The sequence below is a fragment of the Serratia sp. PAMC26656 genome, assembly GCF_016469055.2.
GTDB classification, from domain to species: Bacteria; Pseudomonadota; Gammaproteobacteria; order Enterobacterales; family Enterobacteriaceae; genus Serratia; species Serratia plymuthica.
The window spans coordinates 3,343,086-3,364,381 of record NZ_CP150486.1 but is presented as its reverse complement, the minus strand read 5'-3'; the positions used below and the strand labels follow the sequence as shown (position 1 = coordinate 3,364,381).

The 21,296-nt window shown below is 56.8% G+C and carries 16 protein-coding genes; 12 read left to right on the top strand and 4 right to left on the bottom strand.

Going from position 1 to position 21,296, the window contains the following annotated elements; all coding sequences use genetic code 11:
* Positions 1-15: 15 nt before the first annotated feature.
* Positions 16-1,419 (bottom strand): flagellar filament capping protein FliD, encoded by a 1,404-nt coding sequence (gene fliD / locus JEM67_RS16940; protein WP_199634842.1) that lies wholly within the window; start codon positions 1,417-1,419, stop codon positions 16-18.
* Between the two features lie 281 nt (positions 1,420-1,700).
* On the opposite strand from fliD, the gene JEM67_RS16935 reads away from it, so the two are divergent.
* From JEM67_RS16935 to tcyN, 7 genes are all read left to right on the top strand, one after another.
* On the top strand, positions 1,701-2,942 hold the full coding sequence (locus JEM67_RS16935; protein WP_199634843.1) for a FliC/FljB family flagellin: 1,242 nt from the start codon (positions 1,701-1,703) through the stop codon (positions 2,940-2,942).
* A 182-nt stretch (positions 2,943-3,124) separates the two neighbouring features.
* Complete coding sequence (locus JEM67_RS16930) at positions 3,125-3,847, top strand: RNA polymerase sigma factor FliA (RefSeq protein WP_013813463.1); 723 nt, start codon at positions 3,125-3,127, stop codon at positions 3,845-3,847.
* Between the two features lie 56 nt (positions 3,848-3,903).
* Positions 3,904-4,413, top strand: coding sequence for a flagella biosynthesis regulatory protein FliZ (gene fliZ, locus JEM67_RS16925; RefSeq protein WP_013813462.1), 510 nt, complete (start codon positions 3,904-3,906; stop codon positions 4,411-4,413).
* A gap of 125 nt (positions 4,414-4,538) precedes the next feature.
* Positions 4,539-5,531 (top strand): D-cysteine desulfhydrase, encoded by a 993-nt coding sequence (locus JEM67_RS16920; RefSeq protein WP_199634844.1) that lies wholly within the window; start codon positions 4,539-4,541, stop codon positions 5,529-5,531.
* Positions 5,532-5,645: 114 nt separating this feature from the next.
* Positions 5,646-6,446 carry a cystine ABC transporter substrate-binding protein gene (gene tcyJ, locus JEM67_RS16915; protein WP_013813460.1) on the top strand — a complete coding sequence of 267 codons (801 nt, stop codon included), beginning with the start codon at positions 5,646-5,648 and terminating at the stop codon, positions 6,444-6,446.
* Positions 6,446-7,108 carry a cystine ABC transporter permease gene (tcyL, locus tag JEM67_RS16910; protein WP_013813459.1) on the top strand — a complete coding sequence of 221 codons (663 nt, stop codon included), beginning with the start codon at positions 6,446-6,448 and terminating at the stop codon, positions 7,106-7,108. The genes tcyJ and tcyL overlap by 1 nt, the downstream gene beginning before the upstream one ends.
* Positions 7,109-7,111: 3 nt before the next feature.
* Positions 7,112-7,864, top strand: coding sequence for an L-cystine ABC transporter ATP-binding protein TcyN (tcyN, locus tag JEM67_RS16905; protein WP_013813458.1), 753 nt, complete (start codon positions 7,112-7,114; stop codon positions 7,862-7,864).
* A 32-nt stretch (positions 7,865-7,896) separates the two neighbouring features.
* Here tcyN and JEM67_RS16900 read toward each other — a convergent pair whose 3' ends face one another.
* From JEM67_RS16900 to putA, 3 genes are all read right to left on the bottom strand, one after another.
* Complete coding sequence (locus JEM67_RS16900; RefSeq protein ID WP_013813457.1) at positions 7,897-8,310, bottom strand: type II toxin-antitoxin system HicB family antitoxin; 414 nt, start codon at positions 8,308-8,310, stop codon at positions 7,897-7,899.
* Between the two features lie 29 nt (positions 8,311-8,339).
* Positions 8,340-8,522, bottom strand: a complete 183-nt coding sequence (locus tag JEM67_RS16895) for a type II toxin-antitoxin system HicA family toxin (protein ID WP_013813456.1) — start codon at positions 8,520-8,522, stop codon at positions 8,340-8,342.
* Positions 8,523-8,688: 166 nt separating this feature from the next.
* The gene (putA, locus tag JEM67_RS16890; RefSeq protein WP_199634845.1) at positions 8,689-12,660 is read right to left on the bottom strand and encodes a trifunctional transcriptional regulator/proline dehydrogenase/L-glutamate gamma-semialdehyde dehydrogenase; all 3,972 of its coding nucleotides are present in this window, start codon (positions 12,658-12,660) and stop codon (positions 8,689-8,691) included.
* A 555-nt stretch (positions 12,661-13,215) separates the two neighbouring features.
* Here putA and putP point away from each other — a divergent pair.
* From putP to pqqU, 5 genes are all read left to right on the top strand, one after another.
* The gene (gene putP, locus JEM67_RS16885; protein ID WP_013813454.1) at positions 13,216-14,700 is read left to right on the top strand and encodes a sodium/proline symporter PutP; all 1,485 of its coding nucleotides are present in this window, start codon (positions 13,216-13,218) and stop codon (positions 14,698-14,700) included.
* Between the two features lie 408 nt (positions 14,701-15,108).
* A complete protein-coding gene (gene efeU / locus JEM67_RS16880; protein WP_006321371.1) occupies positions 15,109-15,954 on the top strand; it encodes an iron uptake transporter permease EfeU in 846 nt (281 codons plus the stop codon).
* A gap of 18 nt (positions 15,955-15,972) precedes the next feature.
* The gene (gene efeO / locus JEM67_RS16875) at positions 15,973-17,103 is read left to right on the top strand and encodes an iron uptake system protein EfeO (RefSeq protein WP_199634846.1); all 1,131 of its coding nucleotides are present in this window, start codon (positions 15,973-15,975) and stop codon (positions 17,101-17,103) included.
* 10 nt (positions 17,104-17,113) lie between these two features.
* The gene (gene efeB / locus JEM67_RS16870) at positions 17,114-18,412 is read left to right on the top strand and encodes an iron uptake transporter deferrochelatase/peroxidase subunit (RefSeq protein WP_199634847.1); all 1,299 of its coding nucleotides are present in this window, start codon (positions 17,114-17,116) and stop codon (positions 18,410-18,412) included.
* A gap of 214 nt (positions 18,413-18,626) precedes the next feature.
* Entirely contained in the window at positions 18,627-20,774 is a 2,148-nt protein-coding gene (pqqU, locus tag JEM67_RS16865) for a TonB-dependent receptor PqqU (RefSeq protein WP_006326087.1), read from the top strand.
* Positions 20,775-21,296: the final 522 nt, after the last annotated feature.

Below are 21,296 nucleotides of genomic sequence, written 5' to 3'. Positions count from 1 at the left end.
CTGGTTAAAAAGTTCTTATTTGGATGAGAACTGTTGGTTTAAATAATTACTGGTGCCATTAAGTTTGGACATCATGGTATCGAGTTGAACAAACTGTTGTTTATAGCGGTCAATGGTGTTCTGAATACTTTCTGTCACGCGGGTAATTTGCGTATTCAGGCGATCGAGATTGGTGTTGATACTCTTGGTCGCATTCTCGAGCACACCGCCGGCTTTAATATAATTTTGAATTTCATTGTGGATTTCGGTCGCCATGCCGGTATCCGTGCCGTTGCCGGCAAAAAAATTCGCTACCTGGGCGGGTTTCTCATCGATGGCTTTTTTCAGTTTCTCGCTATCGAGCTCGAGCTTGCCGGTTTTCACATTGGTGGTGATCCCCAGATTGCCCAGTCCCTTCAGCTCCGGGTTGTCCTGAGCCGAGCTAAGCGCGCTTTTGATTGAGGATTGAATGCCGCGCAGGGTATTGTCGCCCAGCAGTGCGCCGTTTTTCGCCGATTGCTCTTCGCCGCTTTTCACCGGGGTAAACTTGGACAGCGAATTAAAGGTGTCCAGCAGCGAGTTATAGCTGTCGACCCAGCTTTTGATTTTATCGGCGGAGCCGGTTTTATCGTTGCTGATCACCAGGTTTTGCGGTTCATCGACCTTGGTCTTGGTTTTCAGATCCAGCGTTACGCCTTGCAGGGCATCGGCAATAGTGTTGGTGCTGCGTTGGATCTCCGTACCGTTAACCTTGATTTTGGCATCCTGCGCGGGAACCGTCTGCTTCATGGCACCGCTGGGGATGCTGGAGTCGTAGCTCAGAATGTCGTTCAGCGCATCGTCATTATTGACCTTGACCGACATCTTGTTGCTTTCGCCGGTGGCCGAGGAACTTAACGCCAACTGATACTTGTTATCGCCAACGCGCATGATGCTGGCGCTGACGCCCGCTTTCGCGCCGTTGATCGCATCGCGCATTTCCAGCAGCGAGGTTTGATCGTCATTCAGAGGAATATTAACGGTCTTGGCCGGGTTACCCTGGGTGATGCTGATGGTGCGGCCGCTGGCGCCGGAGGTGCCGAGTTCGGTGGTCTGATCGCTAATGGTCGCCTGAGTCGTCAGCGTCTGTGGCTGCGCCAGCTGTTCAACTTCGACCACATAGTTGCCCGGTACCGCTTTGGCATTGGTGGTAATGGTGAACTGATCGTGAGTGCTGGCGGTGGTGTTATTGAAGAAATCCGGTTTGGCCAGGTCTTTGCTCAGGGTATCAAACTTCTCCAGCGAGCCTTTTAGAGTACCGTAAGCGGTCAATTTGGCGTTGTAACTGGTCTGCTGGGTGGTGTAGGGCGTCAGGCGTTGCTGCTCCGCTTTGGTCAGCTTGTCCAGCAAGCCGTTGAGGTCGAGTCCTGAGCCGATGCCTAATGAACTGATCGATGCCATTCGTAATTCTCCTTGATAATGACGTTATTCGCTTTACGCGTTTATCGGCCCAGTGGAGAAAAAGTTTACTGAAAAAATAAAAAACCGATGGCGCAATAGAAGAAGGAAAAACAGCGTTATTTATGCCATTGCCGGAAAGCGAAAAAAAAATAAAAAATTTCTAAAGGTTGCAGGGGGAGGGCCGATACCTGATGGGACGGTGGTTGACGCCGTGGGCAACGAAGCCCGAACCTTTTAACCGTGATGCGAATATCGCAACTGATTCGTAAGGAAAGCATACAATGGCACAAGTAATTAACACCAACAGCCTGTCGCTGATGGCGCAGAATAACCTGAACAAATCCCAATCTACTCTGGGCACTGCGATCGAGCGTTTGTCTTCTGGTCTGCGTATCAACAGCGCGAAGGATGATGCTGCGGGTCAGGCGATCTCTAACCGTTTCACCGCTAACATCAAAGGCCTGACTCAGGCTTCCCGTAACGCTAACGACGGTATCTCTTTGTCGCAGACTACCGAAGGCGCACTGAACGAAGTCAACGACAACCTGCAAAACATCCGTCGTCTGACCGTACAGTCCCAGAACGGCTCCAACTCTTCCAGCGACCTGCAGTCAATCCAGGACGAAATCACCCAGCGTATGTCCGAGATCAACCGTATCTCTGCGCAAACCGATTTCAACGGCGTGAAAGTGCTGAGCGGCGACCAGAAGCTGACCATTCAGGTGGGTGCCAACGATAACGAAACTATCGATATCGACCTGAAAAACATCAACTCTTCTACTCTGGGCCTGGACAAGTTCAGCGTTGCGACCTCCATCGATCCTACCAAAGTGGGTGGCGCGGCAACGACGGTACCAAACGGCAAAGATATCGCCATCACCAACACCACTAACAAGCAGGCTAACGGTGCTGCACCAGCCAGCTTTATCAAAGATGACGCGACCGGCGACGTTTACGCGGTAGGCACCGATGGCAAGAACTACCTGGCCACCGTTGACAAAACTTCAGGTGACATCACTGCGATCGCAGCGACTGACACTACCGGTCTGACCGGCACCAGCGCGACCACCACCGTTAAGCAGGAAGTGACTGCAACCGGCGCTGACGCGGCTAACCTGAAGTCTTATGACAGCGGCAAGTCTTACGTTATCCAGGAAGGCACTGGCGCAAATGCCAAATACTTCAAAGCTAACGTAGACTCTGCGGGTAAAGTCAGCAAAGGCGCAGAAATGAGCACCACGCCAACAACGGATGATCCGCTGGCCGTATTGGACAAAGCGCTGTCTCAGGTTGATTCGCTGCGTTCTTCTCTGGGTGCGGTACAGAACCGTTTCGATTCTGTTATCAACAACCTGAACAGCACCGTGAACAACCTGTCCGCTTCTCAGTCCCGTATTCAGGATGCCGACTACGCGACCGAAGTGTCCAACATGAGCCGTGCCAACATCCTGCAACAGGCAGGCACCTCCGTTCTGGCACAGGCTAACCAGTCTACCCAGAACGTGTTGACCCTGCTGCGTTAATCGATTCTCCGCGATTAACCTGTCGTAAAGAACCCTGCTTCGGCAGGGTTTTTTTATGGTGCGCGCCCAGAAGTTAATGCATGGCGCAAATAAAGCCTATTTTGTGCGACTGTTCAGCCGATTGGCATTTTGCCCCCTACGGATAATAGCGCTGACTCTCTTATCCGCAGGTTTTAGACATAGTGAGCGATCTGTATACCGCCGAAGGCGTGATGGACAAAAATTCTCTTTGGCTGCGCTATGTTCCGTTAGTGCGCCACGAGGCGTTGCGCCTGCAGGTCAGGTTGCCCGCCAGCGTGGAGCTCGACGATCTGCTGCAGGCCGGGGGAATCGGGTTGTTGAACGCCGTTGAGCGTTATGACGCCCTGCAGGGAACCGCCTTTACCACGTATGCGGTGCAGCGCATTCGCGGCGCAATGCTCGATGAGCTGCGCAGCCGCGATTGGGTGCCGCGCAGCGTACGTCGGCATGCGCGTGAAGTGGCACAGGTGATGCGGCAACTGGAACAGCGGCTCGGCCGCCCGGCCAGTGAAGTGGAAGTCGCGCAGACGCTGAATATCCCGCTGGATGAGTACCGTCAAATACTGTTGGACACCAATAACAGCCAGCTTTTCTCCTACGACGAATGGCGTGAAGAGCATGGCGAAAGCGCAGAGCCGCTGCTGGAAGGGCACGAAGAGGCCAACCCGCTGCATCATCTGCTGGAGGGCAACCTCCGCCAGCGGGTGATCAACGCTATCGACGCGTTGCCGGAGCGCGAGAAAATGGTGCTGACGCTGTATTACCAGGAAGAGTTGAACCTGAAAGAGATCGGCGCCGTGCTGGACGTGGGGGAATCGCGCGTCAGCCAACTGCACAGTCAGGCGATCAAGCGGCTGCGCGCCCGCCTGGCGGCCGAAAATTGAGGCGAGTCAACTCTTACCCTTCAACCTGATTACCGTTGCGATAACCGGACTGTCTTATGCCAGGAATATTATTGAAAAAACGGCCGCTGAGTCGTTATTTGAAAGATTACAAACACAGCCAAACCCACTGCTCCCAGTGCAGTAAATTATTGGATCGCATGGCGTTGGTGTTCCGAGGCAAGATCATTAACAAAGATGCCATTGCGCGCATGGACCAGCCGATTGACGATAACGTCTGGCTGAATGTGCAAAATGAGCTGACCGCGCTATGCCGTTTTTGCAGTGAGATTTCCTGCAACAGCCATCCGAGCTATTTCGATATCATGGCGTTCAAACAGTATCTGTTTGAGCAGACCGAGATGAGCCACAGCACTATCCGCGAATACGTGGTGCGTCTGCGTCGGCTGGATGAAATGCTGGTGGCGCGCAACTATCCGGCGGACAAGTTCGCCAGCAACAATAACCATCAGCGCATTATTGAAGACTTGCCCAGCGCCGCACACAATAATTATCGCATTGCCCTGCGTAAATACGACCAATATATCGCCTGGCAGAAGACCTACTGATCCCGTCTCCCCGGCGCGCCGGCCGGGGGTTTACCGCTTTACATCTCATCAAAAAGAGTGATTATTCAGCCCACATCTGATAAATCTATGCTTTAGATGTTGATACCTGTTCCCTGGGGGACGTTGTGAATCTGCAACAGCAACTGGCGCAATTCCCGCGCCTCGATTTAGTCGGCTCTGCCACACCGCTCGAAAAACTGTCTCGCCTTTCAGACTACCTTGGCCGTGAAATTTACATCAAACGTGACGACGTCACGCCGATGGCGATGGGCGGCAACAAACTGAGAAAACTGGAGTATCTTGCTGCCGAGGCCTTGCGACAGGGCGCGGATACGCTGGTGACCGCCGGTGCTATCCAATCCAACCACGTGCGTCAAACTGCGGCGGTAGCGGCAAAACTCGGCCTGCACTGCGTGGCGTTGCTGGAAAACCCGATCGACACCCAAGCGGAAAACTACCTCACCAATGGCAACCGTCTGCTGCTCGGGCTGTTCAATGCCGAAGTGGTGATGTGCGAAGCGTTGCACGATCCGCAGCAGCAATTGGCCGACCTGGCGACGCGTCTCGAAGGGCAGGGTTTCCGGCCTTATGTGGTGCCGGTGGGCGGCTCCGACGCGTTGGGTGCGCTGGGTTACGTGCAGTGCGCGCTGGAAATTGCCGAACAGAGTCGGCGTAGCGGCGTCGTTTTCAGTTCAGTGCTGGTGGCTTCCGGCAGTGCCGGCACGCATGCCGGGTTGGCGGTCGGCCTTCAGCAACTGCTGCCGGAGACTGAACTGATTGGCGTTACGGTTTCGCGTAAAGTGATCGACCAATTGCCCAAGGTTGAGCTGATTCAAAAGGCGCTGGCTTGCTCGTTAGGCATCGACACTCTGGCGCCGATCCAACTGTGGGACGAGTATTTTGCGCCGCAGTATGGCATGCCCAACGAAGAGGGCACGGCGGCGGTGCAGTTGCTGGCGCAGCAGGAAGGGGTGTTGCTGGATCCGGTCTATACCGGCAAAGCGATGGCCGGCCTGATCGACGGCATTGCCCAGCAGCGTTTTTGCGGCGATGGCCCGATACTGTTTATTCACACCGGTGGTGCGCCGGCGCTGTTTGCCTATCATCCGCAGGTGTGACGGCAGCTTGTTATTCCATTTTGAACTATATTTATAAAGTTATATTCCTTTATGCAGTCAAACGCACTGGTAAAGTGCTGATATCAAAAAAGATAAACAGAATATGGGGTGTTTATGATCTTTTCCAAATTTCGTCGTCAATTGCTGTTGGGCGTGATGACCGTTGCGCTGACCGCCGGTTTAAGCGCACAAACCTATGCCGCCGACAATCTGCTCCAACAGGTTAAGCAGCGCGGTACGCTGATTGTCGGGCTGGAAGGCACCTATCCGCCATTCAGCTTTCAGGGCGAAGACGGGAAGCTGACCGGGTTCGAAGTGGATTTCGCCAACGCGCTGGCACAGCACATCGGCGTGAAGGCCAAGCTGAACCCGACCAAATGGGACGGCATGCTGGCATCGCTGGAATCGAAACGCATCGACGTGGTGATCAACCAGGTGACGATCTCCGCCGAGCGCAAGAAGAAATATGATTTCTCAACGCCTTATACCGTTTCCGGTATTCAGGCGTTGGTGAAGAAGGGCAACGAAGGCACCATTGCCAAGCCGGACGATCTGAAGGGCAAAAAGGTCGGCGTTGGCCTGGGGACCAACTATGAGCAATGGCTGCGTGAAAACGTGCAGGGCGTCGACGTACGTACCTATGATGACGACCCGACCAAGTACCAGGATCTGCGCGTTGGCCGCATCAACGCCATTCTGGTTGACCGTTTGGCGGCATTGGATCTGGTGAAGAAAACCGGCGATACGCTGGCGGTTGCCGGCCCGGCGTTCTCTCGTCAGGAGTCTGGCGTCGCGGTGCGTAAAAACAACCCGGAACTGTTGGCAGCGATTGACCAGGCGATTGCCGAGATGCAAAAAGACGGCACGCTGGCGAAGATCTCCGAGAAATGGTTTGGCGCGGACGTAACTAAATAATGCACGAAAGTATTCAACTGGCGCTGGATTCAGCGCCATTTTTATTGAAGGGCGCGATACTTACCCTCCAGCTTAGTCTGGGGGGCATGGCGCTCGGTTTACTGCTTGGTTTTCTGCTGGCGCTGATGCGCCTTTCGCCGTTATGGCCGCTGTCATGGCTGTCGCGCATTTATGTGTCGTTGTTTCGCGGCACGCCATTGATCGCTCAGCTGTTCATGATTTACTACGGCCTGCCGCAGTTCGGCATCGAATTTGATCCCTTCCCGGCGGCGCTGATTGGCCTGTCGCTTAACACCGCAGCCTATACCTCGGAAACGCTGCGTGCGGCGATTTCGTCGATTGAAAAAGGGCAGTGGGAAGCCGCAGCCAGCATTGGCATGACGCGCTGGCAAACCTTGCGCCGGGTGATCCTGCCGCAGGCGGCGCGCACCGCCTTGCCGCCGCTGGGCAACAGTTTCATCGGCCTGGTGAAAGACACCTCGTTGGCGGCGACCATTCAGGTCCCTGAGTTGTTCCGTCAGGCGCAGCTGATCACCTCGCGTACGCTGGAAGTGTTTACCATGTATCTGGCGGCATCGTTGATTTACTGGGTGATGGCGACCCTGCTTTCGGCACTGCAAAATCGCCTGGAAGCCCACGTTAACCGCCAGGATCAGGAGTAACGCATGAGTGCCATCGAAGTGAAAAAGCTGGTCAAGCAGTTCAACGGCCAAACGGTGCTGCATGGGATCGATCTGGAGGTTAACGCCGGTGAAGTGGTGGCGATTATCGGGCCGAGCGGCTCGGGGAAAACCACCTTGCTGCGCAGCATTAATCTGCTGGAGGTTCCGGATTCCGGCACCATTCGCGTCGGCGATATTCAGATCGACGGTTCAAAGCCGCTGAGCAAACAGAAAAAACAGGTGCGGGCATTGCGCCAGCAGGTGGGCTTCGTGTTCCAAAACTTCAACTTGTTTCCGCACCGTTCGGTGCTGGAGAACATTATTGAAGGCCCGGTCATCGTTAAGGGTGAGAGCAAAGCCAGTGCCGAACAGCGCGCCCGTGCTTTGCTGGCCAAAGTCGGGCTGAGCGGCAAAGAGTCCGCTTATCCACGCCGGCTTTCCGGCGGCCAGCAGCAACGTGTAGCCATTGCCCGCGCGCTGGCGATGCAGCCGGAAGTGATCCTGTTTGATGAACCCACTTCCGCGCTCGATCCAGAGCTGGTGGGCGAGGTGCTCAACACCATTCGCTCGTTGGCGGAAGAGAAGCGCACCATGGTGATCGTGACGCATGAAATGAGCTTTGCTCGCGACGTTGCCGACCGTGCCATTTTTATGGACCACGGACGCATCGTCGAACAGGGGCCGGCCAAACAACTGTTCGCCAACCCGCAACACCAGCGCACCCAGCAATTCCTCGACAAGTTTTTGAATCAATGAGAAAGGGGGGCGTTTTGCCCCCTGACTCTCGACTAACCGGCTTTCGATAATTCATTACGGGCGGCGGCGGCCAAAAAGGCGCTGCGGCTCCCATAGCCAGGATGCTGCTGCACCAGTGAATCGATGCGGTTCAACAAGCGGTGCGGCAGGGTGATATTGATACGTTCCGCCCGCCCATCGAACTTATCCATATTGATATCGACCAGCAGCCACTGTCCGCCGTTCAGGGTGTCGTTTTCCTGTGCCAGATGGAAGGAAACGGCCTGTGGGCGTGGGATGGCCTGGTTGTCTTCGCTCAGAAGTTCGAAATGCGCGTCCAGCGCGCCTTTGGCATCTTCAAAGGCTTTATCGAGGGTATCGCCGGCAAAATAACAACCCGGCACATCGGGGAAGAAACCGCTGGCGCTGCCGTCGAGGTCTGAATGTACATAAGCAGGGTAGAACATAATTTCTCCTGTTAACTCATGGTACCGGGTTAGCACAGCCCGGCATCTTTCATGATCTGGCGCAGCGTTCCCGGCTTCAGATCTTTACGCGGGTGTGGAACGGTGATCACCAAACGAGATCTCGGGTGTTTAAACTGATGGTGGCTTCCCTTTATCCGCTCTAAAACCCAACCTTCTCGTTCTAACAGCCTGATCAGTTCTGAACTTTTCACGCGCTTACCGTCCCTTTATGATACACACCATACACACTTTATGGCAACAGGATTAATACGCTAGCGCGCCGCTTTTGTGCAGACAATAAAAAACCCTGCACGGGTGCAGGGTTTGCGAGGGTGACAGCAGAGTGGATTACAAACGGCTGCAATCCCTCTTTAAGCGTTAACCGATGGTCATCAGGCTGGCGTTACCGCCGGCGGCGGCGGTGTTGACGCTGAGCGAACGTTCGATCAGCAGGCGTTCCAACAGGATATTGGTTTCACCGTGGGCAAAGCCCTGTACCGAGACGATCGCACCGCTGCGTTGGGCGATCTGCTCGCACAGGGTACGCAGCTGATCGGCGTCGCCGTGGTAAATGGCGGCGTCGAACTCCACCTTATCCTGCTGCCAGTCCTTGCTGAAGCTGATACGCGCCTGAACCGTTGCCGGCAGGCGGCGGTATAGCGTGCGCTGCAATTCGGCTTCAGGCCACAGCACGCTGCTGCCAACCGCCAGCACGGCTGCCAGTTGAGTCAGCGCATCGGTTTCGTTGTCCGCCAGGCACAGCACGCGCTCACGCGGCAGCAGGGCGTAGGTGTTGCGTTCGCCGGTCGGGCCCGGCAGCGGTCGAACGGTGCCGCCCTGGCCCAGCTCGGCGTAACGTTGCGCCAACTGCACCAGATCGCTGTGTTTCTCGGCAACAGCCCACTGCTCGAGCGCCTGGTGGGCATTGAGCAGCAGCGGTCGCGCGGTGGCTTCCAGCGGGCGCTCGTCGTCCTGGCGGTTCAGGGTGCGCTGAACGGCGTCGTCCGGGCGGTTGGCCAGCAGGCGGTAGAGATACAGCGGGCCACCGGCTTTCGGTCCGGTGCCGGACAGGCCTTCGCCACCGAAGGGTTGCACGCCGACGACCGCGCCAACCATGTTGCGGTTAACGTACAGGTTGCCCACTTTGGCGCGGTCGGTAACGCGGGCAATGGTTTCATCGATGCGGGTGTGAATGCCCAGCGTCAGACCATAGCCGGCGGCGTTGATCTGATCGACCAGCGACTCCAGATTGGTACGCTGGAAGCGGACCACATGCAGCACCGGGCCGAAGATCTCTTTTTGCAACTCGTCGAAGCTGTCCAGTTCGATCAGCGTCGGCTTGATAAAGGTGCCGCGTGACCACTCTTTCTCATCCTGCGCATTGCCTTTCGCCGCCTGATAGACCTTGCGGCCCTTGGCGCGCATCGCCTGGATATGACGTTCGATGCCGGTTTTGGCTTCGGTGTCGATCACCGGGCCGATGTCGGTAGACAGGCGTTCCGGGTTACCCATGCGGCATTCGGCCATCGCGCCGCGCAGCATTTGCAGCGTATGTTCCGCCACGTCTTCCTGAATGCACAGGATACGCAGCGCGGAACAGCGCTGGCCGGCGCTGTCGAAGGCCGAGGCGACCACGTCCGTCACCACCTGTTCGGTCAGGGCGGAAGAGTCGACGATCATGGCGTTCAGGCCACCGGTTTCGGCGATCAATGGCGTTGGGCGGCCCTGCGGATCTAGGCGCCCGGCGATGCTGCGTTGCAGGATGCCTGCGACGTCGGTGGAACCGGTAAACATCACGCCGCGCACGCGGGCGTCGTTGACCAGCACCGAACCGACGCTCTCACCCTGGCCCGGCAGCAGTTGCAGCACACCTTGGGGAATACCGGCTTCAAGCAGAATGCGCACCGCCTGTGCGGCAATCAGCGGAGTTTGCTCGGCCGGTTTGGCCAGCACGCTGTTGCCTGCCGCCAATGCCGCGGCAATCTGGCCGGTGAAGATCGCCAGCGGGAAGTTCCACGGGCTGATACAGACCACCGGACCCAGCGGGCGATGGCTGTCGTTGGCGAAGTCATCACGCACCTGGCCGGCGTAGTAATGCAGGAAATCGACCGCTTCGCGCACTTCGGCGATGGCGTTGTTAAAGGTTTTACCCGCTTCGCGCACCAGGATACCCAGCAGGCTTTGCAACTGGCCTTCCATCAGTTCTGCGGCGCGCTCAAGAATGGCGGCGCGTTCGGAAGGTGGGGTAGCGAACCAGATTGGGCCGGCGGCGGCGGCGGCGTCGAGCGCCCGGCTGACTTCCGCTTCGGTGGCTTCACGCACGTAACCGACCACATCGCCCGGCTCGGCCGGGTTAATCACTGGCTGTTCCACGCCCTGATCCAGCTCGGCGTCGATAATGGGTTCTGCACGCCACGGCTGGGTGGCGCTGGTCAACAGTGCGCTGGACAGCGAGGCCAGACGTTGTTCGTTGGACAGATCCAGGCCGCTGGAGTTGGTGCGCTTATCGCCATACAGCTCACGCGGCAGCGGAATGCGCGGGTGCGGCAGGCCAATCTGGCCTTCGCTTGCGGCCAGGGCCTCGACTGCGGTGACCGGATCGGCGACCAGTTCGTCGAGCGGCAGGGTGGCGTCGGCAATGCGGTTAACGAACGAGGTGTTGGCGCCGTTTTCCAGCAGGCGACGCACCAGATACGCCAGCAGCGTTTCATGGGTGCCGACCGGCGCATAGATGCGGCAAGGGCGGTTCAGTTTGCCGTCGGCCACTTTGCCCACCACTTGCTCATACAGCGGTTCGCCCATGCCGTGCAGGCATTGGAACTCATACTGACCCGGATAATAGTTGTTGCCCGCCAGATGATAGATCGCGCTCAATGTGTGGGCGTTATGGGTGGCGAACTGCGGATAAATCAGGTTTGGCACCGCCAGCAGTTTGCGGGCGCAGGCCAGATAAGACACGTCGGTGTAGACCTTGCGGGTGTATACCGGATAGCCTTCCAGCCCGTCCATTTGGGCGCGTTTGATCTCGCTGTCCCAATAGGCGCCTTTCACCAGGCGGATCATCAGGCGGCGACGGCTGCGTTGTGCCATGTCGATAACCGCGTCGATAGCGAACGGGCAACGTTTTTGATATGCCTGGATCACGAAGCCAATGCCATTCCAACCGGCCAGTTGCGGTTCAAAGCACAACTTCTCCAGCAGATCGAGCGAGATCTCCAGACGATCGGCTTCTTCGGCATCGATGTTAATGCCGATGTCATACTGCCGCGCCTGCAGGGTTAGCGACAACAGGCGCGGGTAAAGCTCTTCCATTACGCGCTCGTACTGGGCGCGGCTGTAACGCGGGTGCAGGGCGGAGAGTTTGATCGAAATACCCGGGCCTTCATAGATACCGCGGCCGTTAGAGGCTTTGCCGATAGCGTGGATAGCCTGCTGGTAGGATACCAGATAGGCCTGCGCGTCGGCTTCGGTCAGCGCCGCTTCACCCAACATGTCGTAGGAGTAGCGGAAGCCTTTGTCTTCAAGCTTGCGCGCGTTGGCCAGCGCTTCGGCGATGGTTTCGCCGGTCACGAACTGCTCGCCCATCAGGCGCATCGCCATATCCACGCCTTTGCGGATCAGCGGTTCGCCGCTTTTGCCGATGATGCGGTTCAGCGAAAGGGACAGATTGGCTTCGTTATGGGTCGATACCAGCTTGCCGGTGAACAGCAGGCCCCAGGTGGCGGCGTTAACGAACAACGACGGGCTGCGGCCGAGGTGGGAATGCCAGTTGCCGTTGCTGATTTTATCGCGGATCAGCGCATCGCGAGTTGGCTTGTCCGGAATGCGCAGCAGGGCTTCCGCCAGGCACATCAGCGCCACGCCTTCCTGCGAGGAGAGCGAGAACTCTTGCAGCAGACCTTGCACCATGCCGGCGCGGCCGTTTGCACTCTTTTGGTTACGCAGCTTCTCGGCGATGTCGTAAGCCATCTTATGGGTAGCTTTGGCAAGATCGGCGGGTAATCGCGCCTGTTCGAGCAACATCGGCACCGCTTCGGTCTCCGGGCGACGATAAGCGGCGGTAATGGCGGCCCGGTTGACCGACTGCGGCAAAATTTGTTCTGCAAATTCAAGGAATGGCTGGTGGGACTCTTCCAGTGCTTGCGGCATAATGTCGTCCGTTTCGGCTTGGGCCGCGGCGGCAAGTGCTGGAATTTCAGGAATATCGGAACCGCTCTCGAGACGCTCGAGGTAATTGAAAATGGCCTGCTTGATGAGCCAGTGCGGCGTGCGATCGATACGCTGCGCCGCGTCTTTAATCCGGTCGCGTGTTGCTTCGTCGAGCTTCACGCCCATTGTGGTAGTGCCCATGCCAATCCAACTCCTGTGTTAAAGAACCTATCCCATCAGGCTATACAAACTATGGGCCACATAGGCTGTTGGGATAGGTTCGTACGTTATGCGGTGTGAAGAATGCAGACAATATCCAGCATGTTGCAACTTTGTGCAACCGTGTTAAATCAGGCTGATGAACGAAGTGTGAGTTTCATCGATTTTTTAACATCGGCAACCGGCATGATTCTTGCTGGGTTCTCTGCCAAAGAGTGCAGAGGTTGGCTGTGTGAGTCCGTTATCCTCAGCAATATAAGGGGTAAGCGCAGGGTTGTTGGAGGTGCAACTTTATTTGGGGGGGTGGTGCAACCGTAAAAGCGGTTAAATGTGACGCAGGGTAAACTTTGTGTAACTTTGTTGTTAAATATCTTGTTGAATAACGAACGGGTCATCTAGGATAGCCGGCGGTCAGACAATTGCGGGAGGAAACTATTTTCACTCGCGGCCTGTTCGTCATTTCGCCTCGTTCCGGCGGATCGGCAAGTAGCAAATATCGCAATACAGCGCGAAATAATAATGAGAGTGGAGAATTTCATGACAATGAGCACACCTATGCTGGTGACCTTCCTGGTGTATATCTTCGGGATGGTGTTAATCGGCTTACTTGCCTACCGGGCAACCAATAACTTCGACGACTATATTCTGGGTGGCCGCAGCCTGGGTAGCGTGGTGACCGCGCTCTCCGCCGGCGCATCTGATATGAGCGGCTGGTTGCTGATGGGCCTGCCGGGCGCCATCTTCCTGTCCGGCATCTCGGAAAGCTGGATTGCCATTGGCCTGACGATCGGCGCTTACCTTAACTGGAAACTGGTGGCGGGGCGGCTGCGTGTGCATACCGAAGCCAACAATAATGCCCTGACGCTGCCGGATTACTTCACCAGCCGTTTTGAAGACAACAGTAAACTGCTGCGGGTGATTTCCGCCATTGTTATCCTGGTGTTCTTCACCATCTACTGTGCATCCGGCATCGTGGCCGGTGCGCGCTTGTTTGAAAGCACCTTTGGCATGAGTTACGGCACGGCGCTGTGGGCAGGTGCGGCAGCCACTATCATTTATACCTTTATCGGCGGATTCCTGGCGGTGAGCTGGACCGATACCGTGCAGGCCAGCCTGATGATTTTCGCGCTGATCCTGACGCCGGTGTTCGTGATCCTGGCGGTAGGCGGTATCGACACGTCAATGCTGGTGATTGAGGCGAAGAACCCGGCCAACATCGACATGCTGAAAGGCCTGAACTTTGTAGCTATTCTTTCGCTGCTGGGCTGGGGGCTGGGTTACTTCGGCCAGCCGCACATCCTGGCGCGTTTCATGGCGGCGGATTCCCACCGCACCATACGCAGCGCACGTCGCATCAGTATGACCTGGATGATCCTGTGCCTGGCGGGCACCATTGCCGTCGGTTTCTTCGGTATTGCCTACTTCGCCAACAACCCGGATCAGGCGGGCAACGTGTCGCAAAACGGCGAGCGCGTGTTTATCGAGCTGGCGATGATTTTGTTCAACCCTTGGGTGGCGGGCATTCTGCTGTCGGCGATCCTGGCGGCGGTGATGAGTACTCTGAGCTGCCAATTGCTGGTGTGTTCAAGCGCGATTACCGAAGACCTGTACAAAGCTTTCCTGCGTAAGGGGGCCAGCCAACGCGAGTTGGTATGGGTCGGTCGCATCATGGTGCTGGTCGTGGCGCTGGTGGCGATCGCGTTGGCCGCCAACCCGGAAAACCGCGTGCTGGGCCTGGTAAGCTATGCCTGGGCCGGCTTCGGCGCCGCCTTTGGCCCGGTAGTGCTGATCTCGGTGATGTGGTCACGAATGACCCGCAACGGCGCATTGGCCGGCATGCTGGTGGGTGCAGCGACGGTGATTGTCTGGAAACATTTCGCTTGGCTGGATCTGTATGAAATCATCCCGGGCTTCCTGTTCGGCTGCATCGCCATTGTGGTGGTGAGCCTGATGGGCCGCCAGCCTTCTGCCACCATGACCGAACGTTTCGACAAGGCGGAAGCTGAGTTCAAAACGGTTTAACCCTCTCGCAGTACGGGTCTCAAAGGGCGCTTAATGCGCCCTGAGGTTGATGACAAATTTGCCTTTGAGTCCGAGATACCCGGGCTTGGCGCACCGAGGGGTGCTCCGGCAGCTGGCAGCTAAAGCTGCTACGACCCCTTCGGCACGCTCTCCCTAATAGCGGGCTTTGTCAGCAGTCTGAGGGCGCTTAATGCGCCCTTTATCATTTCTTGCTTCGTCGCTGTCTGTCATCTGCCGGAAACACCTCGCGACATTTGATTAGAAAAAATCACCCTTGCTCCCCTTGTATTTCTTTTTGGCAGAATGATAATCACTATCGTTGTGTTTTACTTTTCTTTACATTAGCGCTGTGGCCATTCCTGGCGTGCGGACGCTTCGCGGCAGAAGCCTTTTTAGGGGTTATTACTTATGTTTGTTCCCTTCCTTATCATGTTCCGTGAGGGGCTGGAGGCTGCGCTGATCGTCAGCCTGATCGCCAGCTACCTGAAACGCACCCAGCGCGGTCAATGGCTAGGCGTGGTGTGGATAGGGGTGATTGTCGCCGCTGCCCTGTGCCTGGCGCTCGGCATTTTCATTAATGAAACTACCGGCGAATTCCCGCAGAAACAGCAGGAACTGTTCGAAGGCATCGTCGCGGTGATTGCGGTGTTGATCCTTACCTATATGGTGTTTTGGATGCGCAAGGTCTCCAAATCGGTCAAGGTGCATCTGGAAGGCGCCATCGACAGCGCGCTCAACTCCGGTAAAGGTCAAGGCTGGGCGCTGGTGGCAATGGTGTTCTTCGCCGTGGCCCGCGAAGGGCTGGAGTCGGTATTTTTCCTGCTGGCGGCCTTCCAGCAGGACGTCGGCATCGAAGCGCCAATTGGCGCGGTGCTCGGCCTGGTCGCCGCCATCGTGCTCGGCATGGCTCTCTACTGGGGCGGCGTGAAGCTGCACCTGGCCAAATTCTTCAAATGGACCAGCCTGTTTATCCTGTTCGTGGCCGCCGGCCTGGCCGCTGGGGCGATCCGCGCTTTCCACGAAGCCGGGCTGTGGAACCATTTCCAGGATATCGCGTTTGATCTCAGCAACCATCTGTCCACCCATTCGCTGTTTGGCACCCTGCTTGAAGGTATCTTCGGCTACCAGGAAGCGCCGACGGTGAGCGAAGTGGCGGTCTATTTCCTGTATCTGATCCCGGCGCTGATTTTCTTTTTCCTGCCGCAGCGTGCGGAACCGGCAGCGGTTTCGGCGCAACGTAAAATCAATCACTAATTTAATAGGGAATCTTGTATGTCTACTCCGTTATTTCGCCGCAAGGCGCTGCACGCAGCATTACTGGCTATCCCGGCATTCGCGCTGAGCATCGATGCCCTGGCGGCGGACGTGCCGCAGGTGAAGATTACCGTTAACGACAAGCAGTGCGAGCCGATGCAACTGACCGTACCGGCCGGCAAAACCCAGTTTGTGGTGCACAACACCAGCCAGAAAAACGTGGAATGGGAAATCCTGAAAGGGGTGATGGTCGTGGAAGAGCGCGAAAACATCGCGCCGGGTTTCACCCAGAAGATGACCGCCAATCTGGAAGCGGGCGAATACGATATGACCTGCGGGCTGCTCAGTAACCCGAAAGGCAAACTGATCGTTACGGCGGGTGCGGCTACCGACGGCAAACCTAACGCGCTGGATCTGGTTGGGCCGATTGCCGAGTACAAGGTTTACGTCACTAAAGAAGTGGAAGGGCTGGTCAAGCAGACCAAGCTGTTCACCGACGCGATAAAAGCCGGCAATGTCGCGCAAGCGCGCAAACTGTATGCGCCAACCCGCCAGCACTACGAGCGTATCGAGCCGATCGCCGAGCTGTTCTCCGATCTGGACGGCAGCATTGACGCCCGCGAAGACGACTACGAGAAGAAAGTCGAAGATCCGAACTTCACCGGTTTCCACCGTCTGGAGAAAGCGCTGTTTGCCGACAACACCACCAAAGACATGAGCAAATACGCCGATCGCCTGTACAACGATACCCTTGAACTGCAAAAGCGCGTGGGCGATTTGACCTTCCCGCCAAGCAAGGTGGTAGGGGGCGCGGCCGGCCTGATCGAGGAAGTGGCGGCGAGCAAAATCAGCGGTGAAGAAGACCGTTACAGCCGGACCGACCTGTGGGATTTCCAGGCCAACGTGGACGGTGCGCAAAAAATCGTTAACCTGCTGCGCCCGCTGCTGGTTAAGGCCAATAAACCCTTGCTTGACAAGATTGACGCCAACTTCAAAACCGTTGACGGCATTTTGGCAAAATACAAAACCAAAGACGGCTATGAGTCTTACGAGAAGCTGACCGACGCCGATCGTAACGCAATGAAAGGGCCGATCACTACCCTGGCGGAAGACCTGTCACAACTGCGTGGCGTACTGGGTCTGGATTGAGGCAAGCACTATGAGTAACAAGATCGGCCCAGGCAACGGGCCGCATCCGGAATCAACAGGCGCGGCGTCACCGTCGCGCCGTCGTTTGCTGCAGGGGCTGGGGTTGGGTGTTCTGGCGCTGGGCAGCAGCCGTTTGACACAGGCAGCAGAGAAGGAGGCCGATCCGCTGGCGACGTCGCAGGACGAGCGCTGGCAGAAACAGCCGTTCTATGGCGCGCATCAGAGCGGGATCCTCACATCGCAGCAGGCGGCGATGATGTTGGTGGCTTTTGACGTGCTGGCAAGCAACAAGCAGGATCTGGAGCGTTTATTCCGGTTGCTGACTGCCCGCATTGCGTTTCTGACCAGCGGCGGCAAGGCGCCGGAAGTGGATCCCAAGCTGCCGCCGCTCGACTCGGGCATCATGGGGCCGGAGATCTATCCCGACAACCTGACCATCACCGTGTCGGTGGGGACTTCGCTGTTTGACGAACGTTTTGGCCTGCAGGGGCAAAAACCGCTGCGGCTGCAAAAGATGACGCGTTTCCCCAACGACTCGCTGGACGCCAGCCTGTGTCATGGCGATCTGGTGTTGCAAATTTGCGCCAATACCAATGAAACGGTAATCCACGCGCTGCGCGATATCATCAAGCATTCGCCGGACTTGCTCAGCGTGCGCTGGAAGCGGGAAGGCTTTATTTCCGCCCACGCCGCGCGCAGCAAAGGCAAAGAAGCGCCGATCAACCTGCTGGGCTTTAAAGACGGCACCGCCAACCCGAAAACCGGCGACAAGCCGTTGATGGATAAGGTGGTGTGGGTGGCGGACGACGCCGGGGAGCCGGCCTGGGCGGTAGGCGGCAGCTATCAGGCGCTGCGGATTATCCGTTTCCATGTCGAGTTCTGGGACCGCACGCCGTTGCAGGAGCAGCAAACCATCTTCGGCCGTGAAAAGCACAGCGGCGCGCCGCTCGGCATGAAGCATGAGCACGACGAGCCGGACTACGCTAAAGATCCCGAGGGTAAAACCATTCCGATGGATGCGCATATCCGCCTGGCGAACCCACGCACACCGCAAACCCAGAGCAATCTGTTACTGCGCCGCGGTTACAGCTATTCGATCGGTGTGTCCAATTCCGGCCAACTGGAAATGGGGCTGCTGTTCGTCTGCTATCAGGCCGATCTGGAGAAAGGTTTCCTGACGGTGCAAAAACGCCTGAACGGGGAGGCGCTGGAAGAGTACGTGAAGCCGATCGGCGGCGGGTACTTCTTTGCTCTGCCGGGGGTGAAAGACAATAATGACTATCTTGGCAGCGGTTTGCTGAAAGCGTAGTCAATGTTCAATCTGGCGGGGTCTCCCCGCCTTTTTTCATCGGCCCTCCGCAGCGAACCGATCTTATTTAAATATTCCGTGGCCTTGCGCAACCGGGAATCCGGGTTTTTAATTATGGCTAACTGTTTTCATTTGTTTGTTAAAAGTATTAACATGCCAGCCATTTTGTTCCAGACGGTTCAGATTTCCCGATCCCTTTAACGGCATTCTCTTGATGAAAAACACCCGTAAAAACACGCTGGCGTCCGCCATCGTCATTCCCGCCTTACTGCCCCTTTCATTGTGCTATGCGCAAGACAGCGAGGGGGAACAGACCATGGTGGTGACCGCCAAACGCAGCGGCCTTTCCGAACTCTCGACGCCCGCCGCCGTCAGCGTGGTGAATGGCGATCAAATCCGTGACGCCAAGCCTCAGATCAACCTGTCTGAAAGCCTGGGCAGCGTGCCTGGCCTGCAAATTCAAAATCGCCAGAACTATGCGCAAGATTTGCAGTTATCGGTGCGGGGGTTTGGCGCACGTTCTATGTATGGCGTGCGCGGCGTGCGGATCTATGTGGACGGCATTCCGGCCACCATGCCGGATGGGCAGGGGCAAACCTCGAATATCGACCTGAACTCGGTCGACAAGGTGGAAGTGCTGCGCGGGCCGTTTTCCGCGCTTTACGGCAACGCCTCCGGCGGCATGGTGAACGTGGAAACCGAAACCGGCCAACAGCCCAACCGCATTGAGGCGGGCAGCTATTTTGGCAGCTACGGCACCTGGCGCAATGGCATCAAAGCCTCCGGGGCAACCGGGGATGGCAGCCATGCCGGCGACGTTAACTACACCATTTCCGGCACGCGGTTTACCACTCAAGGATTCCGGGACCACAGCGGTGCGCAAAAAAACCTCGGCAACGCCAAGCTGGGCGTGCGTATCGACGATGTCAGCACGCTTACGCTGCTGTTCAACAGCGTGGATATCAATGCCAACGATCCCGGCGGGCTGACGTCTGCCGAATGGCACGACAACCCACGGCAGGCACCGCGAGCCGATCAATACAATACGCGCAAAACCACCTCGCAGACCCAGGCCGGATTGCACTATGAACGCCAGATGGGCGTCAATGATGACCTGAGCGTGATGATGTACGCCGGCGAGCGCGAAACCACTCAGTACCAGTCGATCCCGGTCGCGGTACAGCAGCGCAGCGCACAGCATCCGGGCGGGGTGATTGACCTGACGCGTCATTATCAGGGGATTGATACGCGCTGGACCCACCGTGGCGAACTGGTGGCGGTGCCTTACACTCTGACCGGCGGTCTGGACTATGAAACCATGACCGAACAGCGCAAAGGGTATGAAAACTTTACCCAGTCCAACGGCGTGACCGAACTGGGCACCCAGGGCGCGCTGCGCCGCAACGAGCGCAATCTGATGTGGAATGTGGACCCTTATCTGCAAACGTCATGGAAACTGACCCCGCAACTGACGCTGGATGCCGGTGCGCGTTACAGCACCGTTAATTTTGATTCCAACGATCACTACGTCACCGGCAGCAATGGCGATGACAGCGGCAGCGCCAGCTACCATCAGTGGTTGCCAGCCGGCTCCCTCAATTATGCCGTCAGCCGCGGCTGGAACCTGTATCTTTCCGCCGGTCGCGGTTTCGAAACCCCGACCATCAACGAGTTGTCCTATCGCCCCGGCGACCAAAGCGGGCTCAATTTCGGCCTGAAACCGGCAACCAGCGATACGGTGGAGTTTGGCAGTAAAACGCGTATCGGCAACGGTCTGTTGACCGCCGCCGTTTTCCAGACCGACACCAAGAATGAAATTGTCGTCGATGAGAGCAGCAACGGGCGCACCAGCTACAAAAACGCCGGGCAAACCCGTCGGCGCGGGCTGGAGTTGGCGCTGGACCAGCAGTTTGCCTACGATTGGCGGCTGCAACTGGCCTGGACGCTGCTGGATGCGCGCTACCGGGATGACGTGTGCGGTGACAGCCAGTGTACGGCGGCCAATAAGGTGCCAAGCGGCAACCGCATGCCGGGCATTGCACGCAATATGGGGTTTGCCTCCTTCGCCTGGGCCCCGCCGGAAGGCTGGTATGCCGGCGCGGAGGTGCGCTACATGAGCGACATCGAGGTGAATGATGAAAACACCGAACAGGCACCGTCCTATACCACCGTGGGGTTGAATACCGGCTACCGCTATCCGGTAGGGAACTGGATGCTTAACGTTTTCGGCCGCGTGGACAACCTGTTTGACCGCCAATATGTTGGCTCGGTCATCGTCAATGAAGGCAACGGCCGTTATTACGAACCGGCGCCGGGCAGGAACTGGGGCGGTGGCGTGAGCGTCTCTTACTCCTTCGAGTAAAAGCACTTTCGGCCCACCTTAGGCGCGTATACCTGGTACTTCAGGGCGGGAGATTTCCCGCCTTTTTTATTAATGAAGTACAGCGCCAGGGGGAAGGCGTGCCGCTGACATTGCGGATAAAATCGCGTTTTTGTTTGTGCGAAATTTAATCAGGAAACCAAAATGTCATCCGCCACTTTTAATCATAACTATTTGATCTGGCTGGGTGATAAAATTTCTCTGGAATGGCGTAAACAGCGTGATATAGTGTTCTGGCGTTATCTGAAAACAAAAAAGATTAAATTTTTTTACATTTTAGTAACGCGATGGGTTTGAATGTCATTATACTGTAATCATCTGGCGGTAGTTTTCACAAGGTGCACAGCGGAAGCTGTAAATAACACTGCGGGGATCGCTAATGGTAAAGTCCTTGGTTGGGCTGGAAAGAAAAAACAATACACCTTCTCTGATTTCTCGTTGTAACGAGGGTTCTCTCTCCGACTCTCTTTTCCTGGCAACTCCGCATTCTCGGCATGACAAATT

Excerpts from the sequence above, each read along its gene's own strand:
- fliD (WP_199634842.1), bottom strand. The coding sequence starts at position 1,419 with ATGGCATCGATCAGTTCATTAGGCATCGGCTCAGGACTCGACCTCAAC.
- JEM67_RS16935 (WP_199634843.1), top strand. The coding sequence starts at position 1,701 with ATGGCACAAGTAATTAACACCAACAGCCTGTCGCTGATGGCGCAGAAT.
- fliZ (WP_013813462.1), top strand. The coding sequence starts at position 3,904 with ATGCCAGGAATATTATTGAAAAAACGGCCGCTGAGTCGTTATTTGAAA.
- tcyJ (WP_013813460.1), top strand. The coding sequence starts at position 5,646 with ATGATCTTTTCCAAATTTCGTCGTCAATTGCTGTTGGGCGTGATGACC.
- tcyL (WP_013813459.1), top strand. The coding sequence starts at position 6,446 with ATGCACGAAAGTATTCAACTGGCGCTGGATTCAGCGCCATTTTTATTG.
- tcyN (WP_013813458.1), top strand. The coding sequence starts at position 7,112 with ATGAGTGCCATCGAAGTGAAAAAGCTGGTCAAGCAGTTCAACGGCCAA.
- JEM67_RS16900 (WP_013813457.1), bottom strand. The coding sequence starts at position 8,310 with ATGTTCTACCCTGCTTATGTACATTCAGACCTCGACGGCAGCGCCAGC.
- putA (WP_199634845.1), bottom strand. The coding sequence starts at position 12,660 with ATGGGCACTACCACAATGGGCGTGAAGCTCGACGAAGCAACACGCGAC.
- putP (WP_013813454.1), top strand. The coding sequence starts at position 13,216 with ATGACAATGAGCACACCTATGCTGGTGACCTTCCTGGTGTATATCTTC.
- efeU (WP_006321371.1), top strand. The coding sequence starts at position 15,109 with ATGTTTGTTCCCTTCCTTATCATGTTCCGTGAGGGGCTGGAGGCTGCG.
- efeO (WP_199634846.1), top strand. The coding sequence starts at position 15,973 with ATGTCTACTCCGTTATTTCGCCGCAAGGCGCTGCACGCAGCATTACTG.
- efeB (WP_199634847.1), top strand. The coding sequence starts at position 17,114 with ATGAGTAACAAGATCGGCCCAGGCAACGGGCCGCATCCGGAATCAACA.
- pqqU (WP_006326087.1), top strand. The coding sequence starts at position 18,627 with ATGAAAAACACCCGTAAAAACACGCTGGCGTCCGCCATCGTCATTCCC.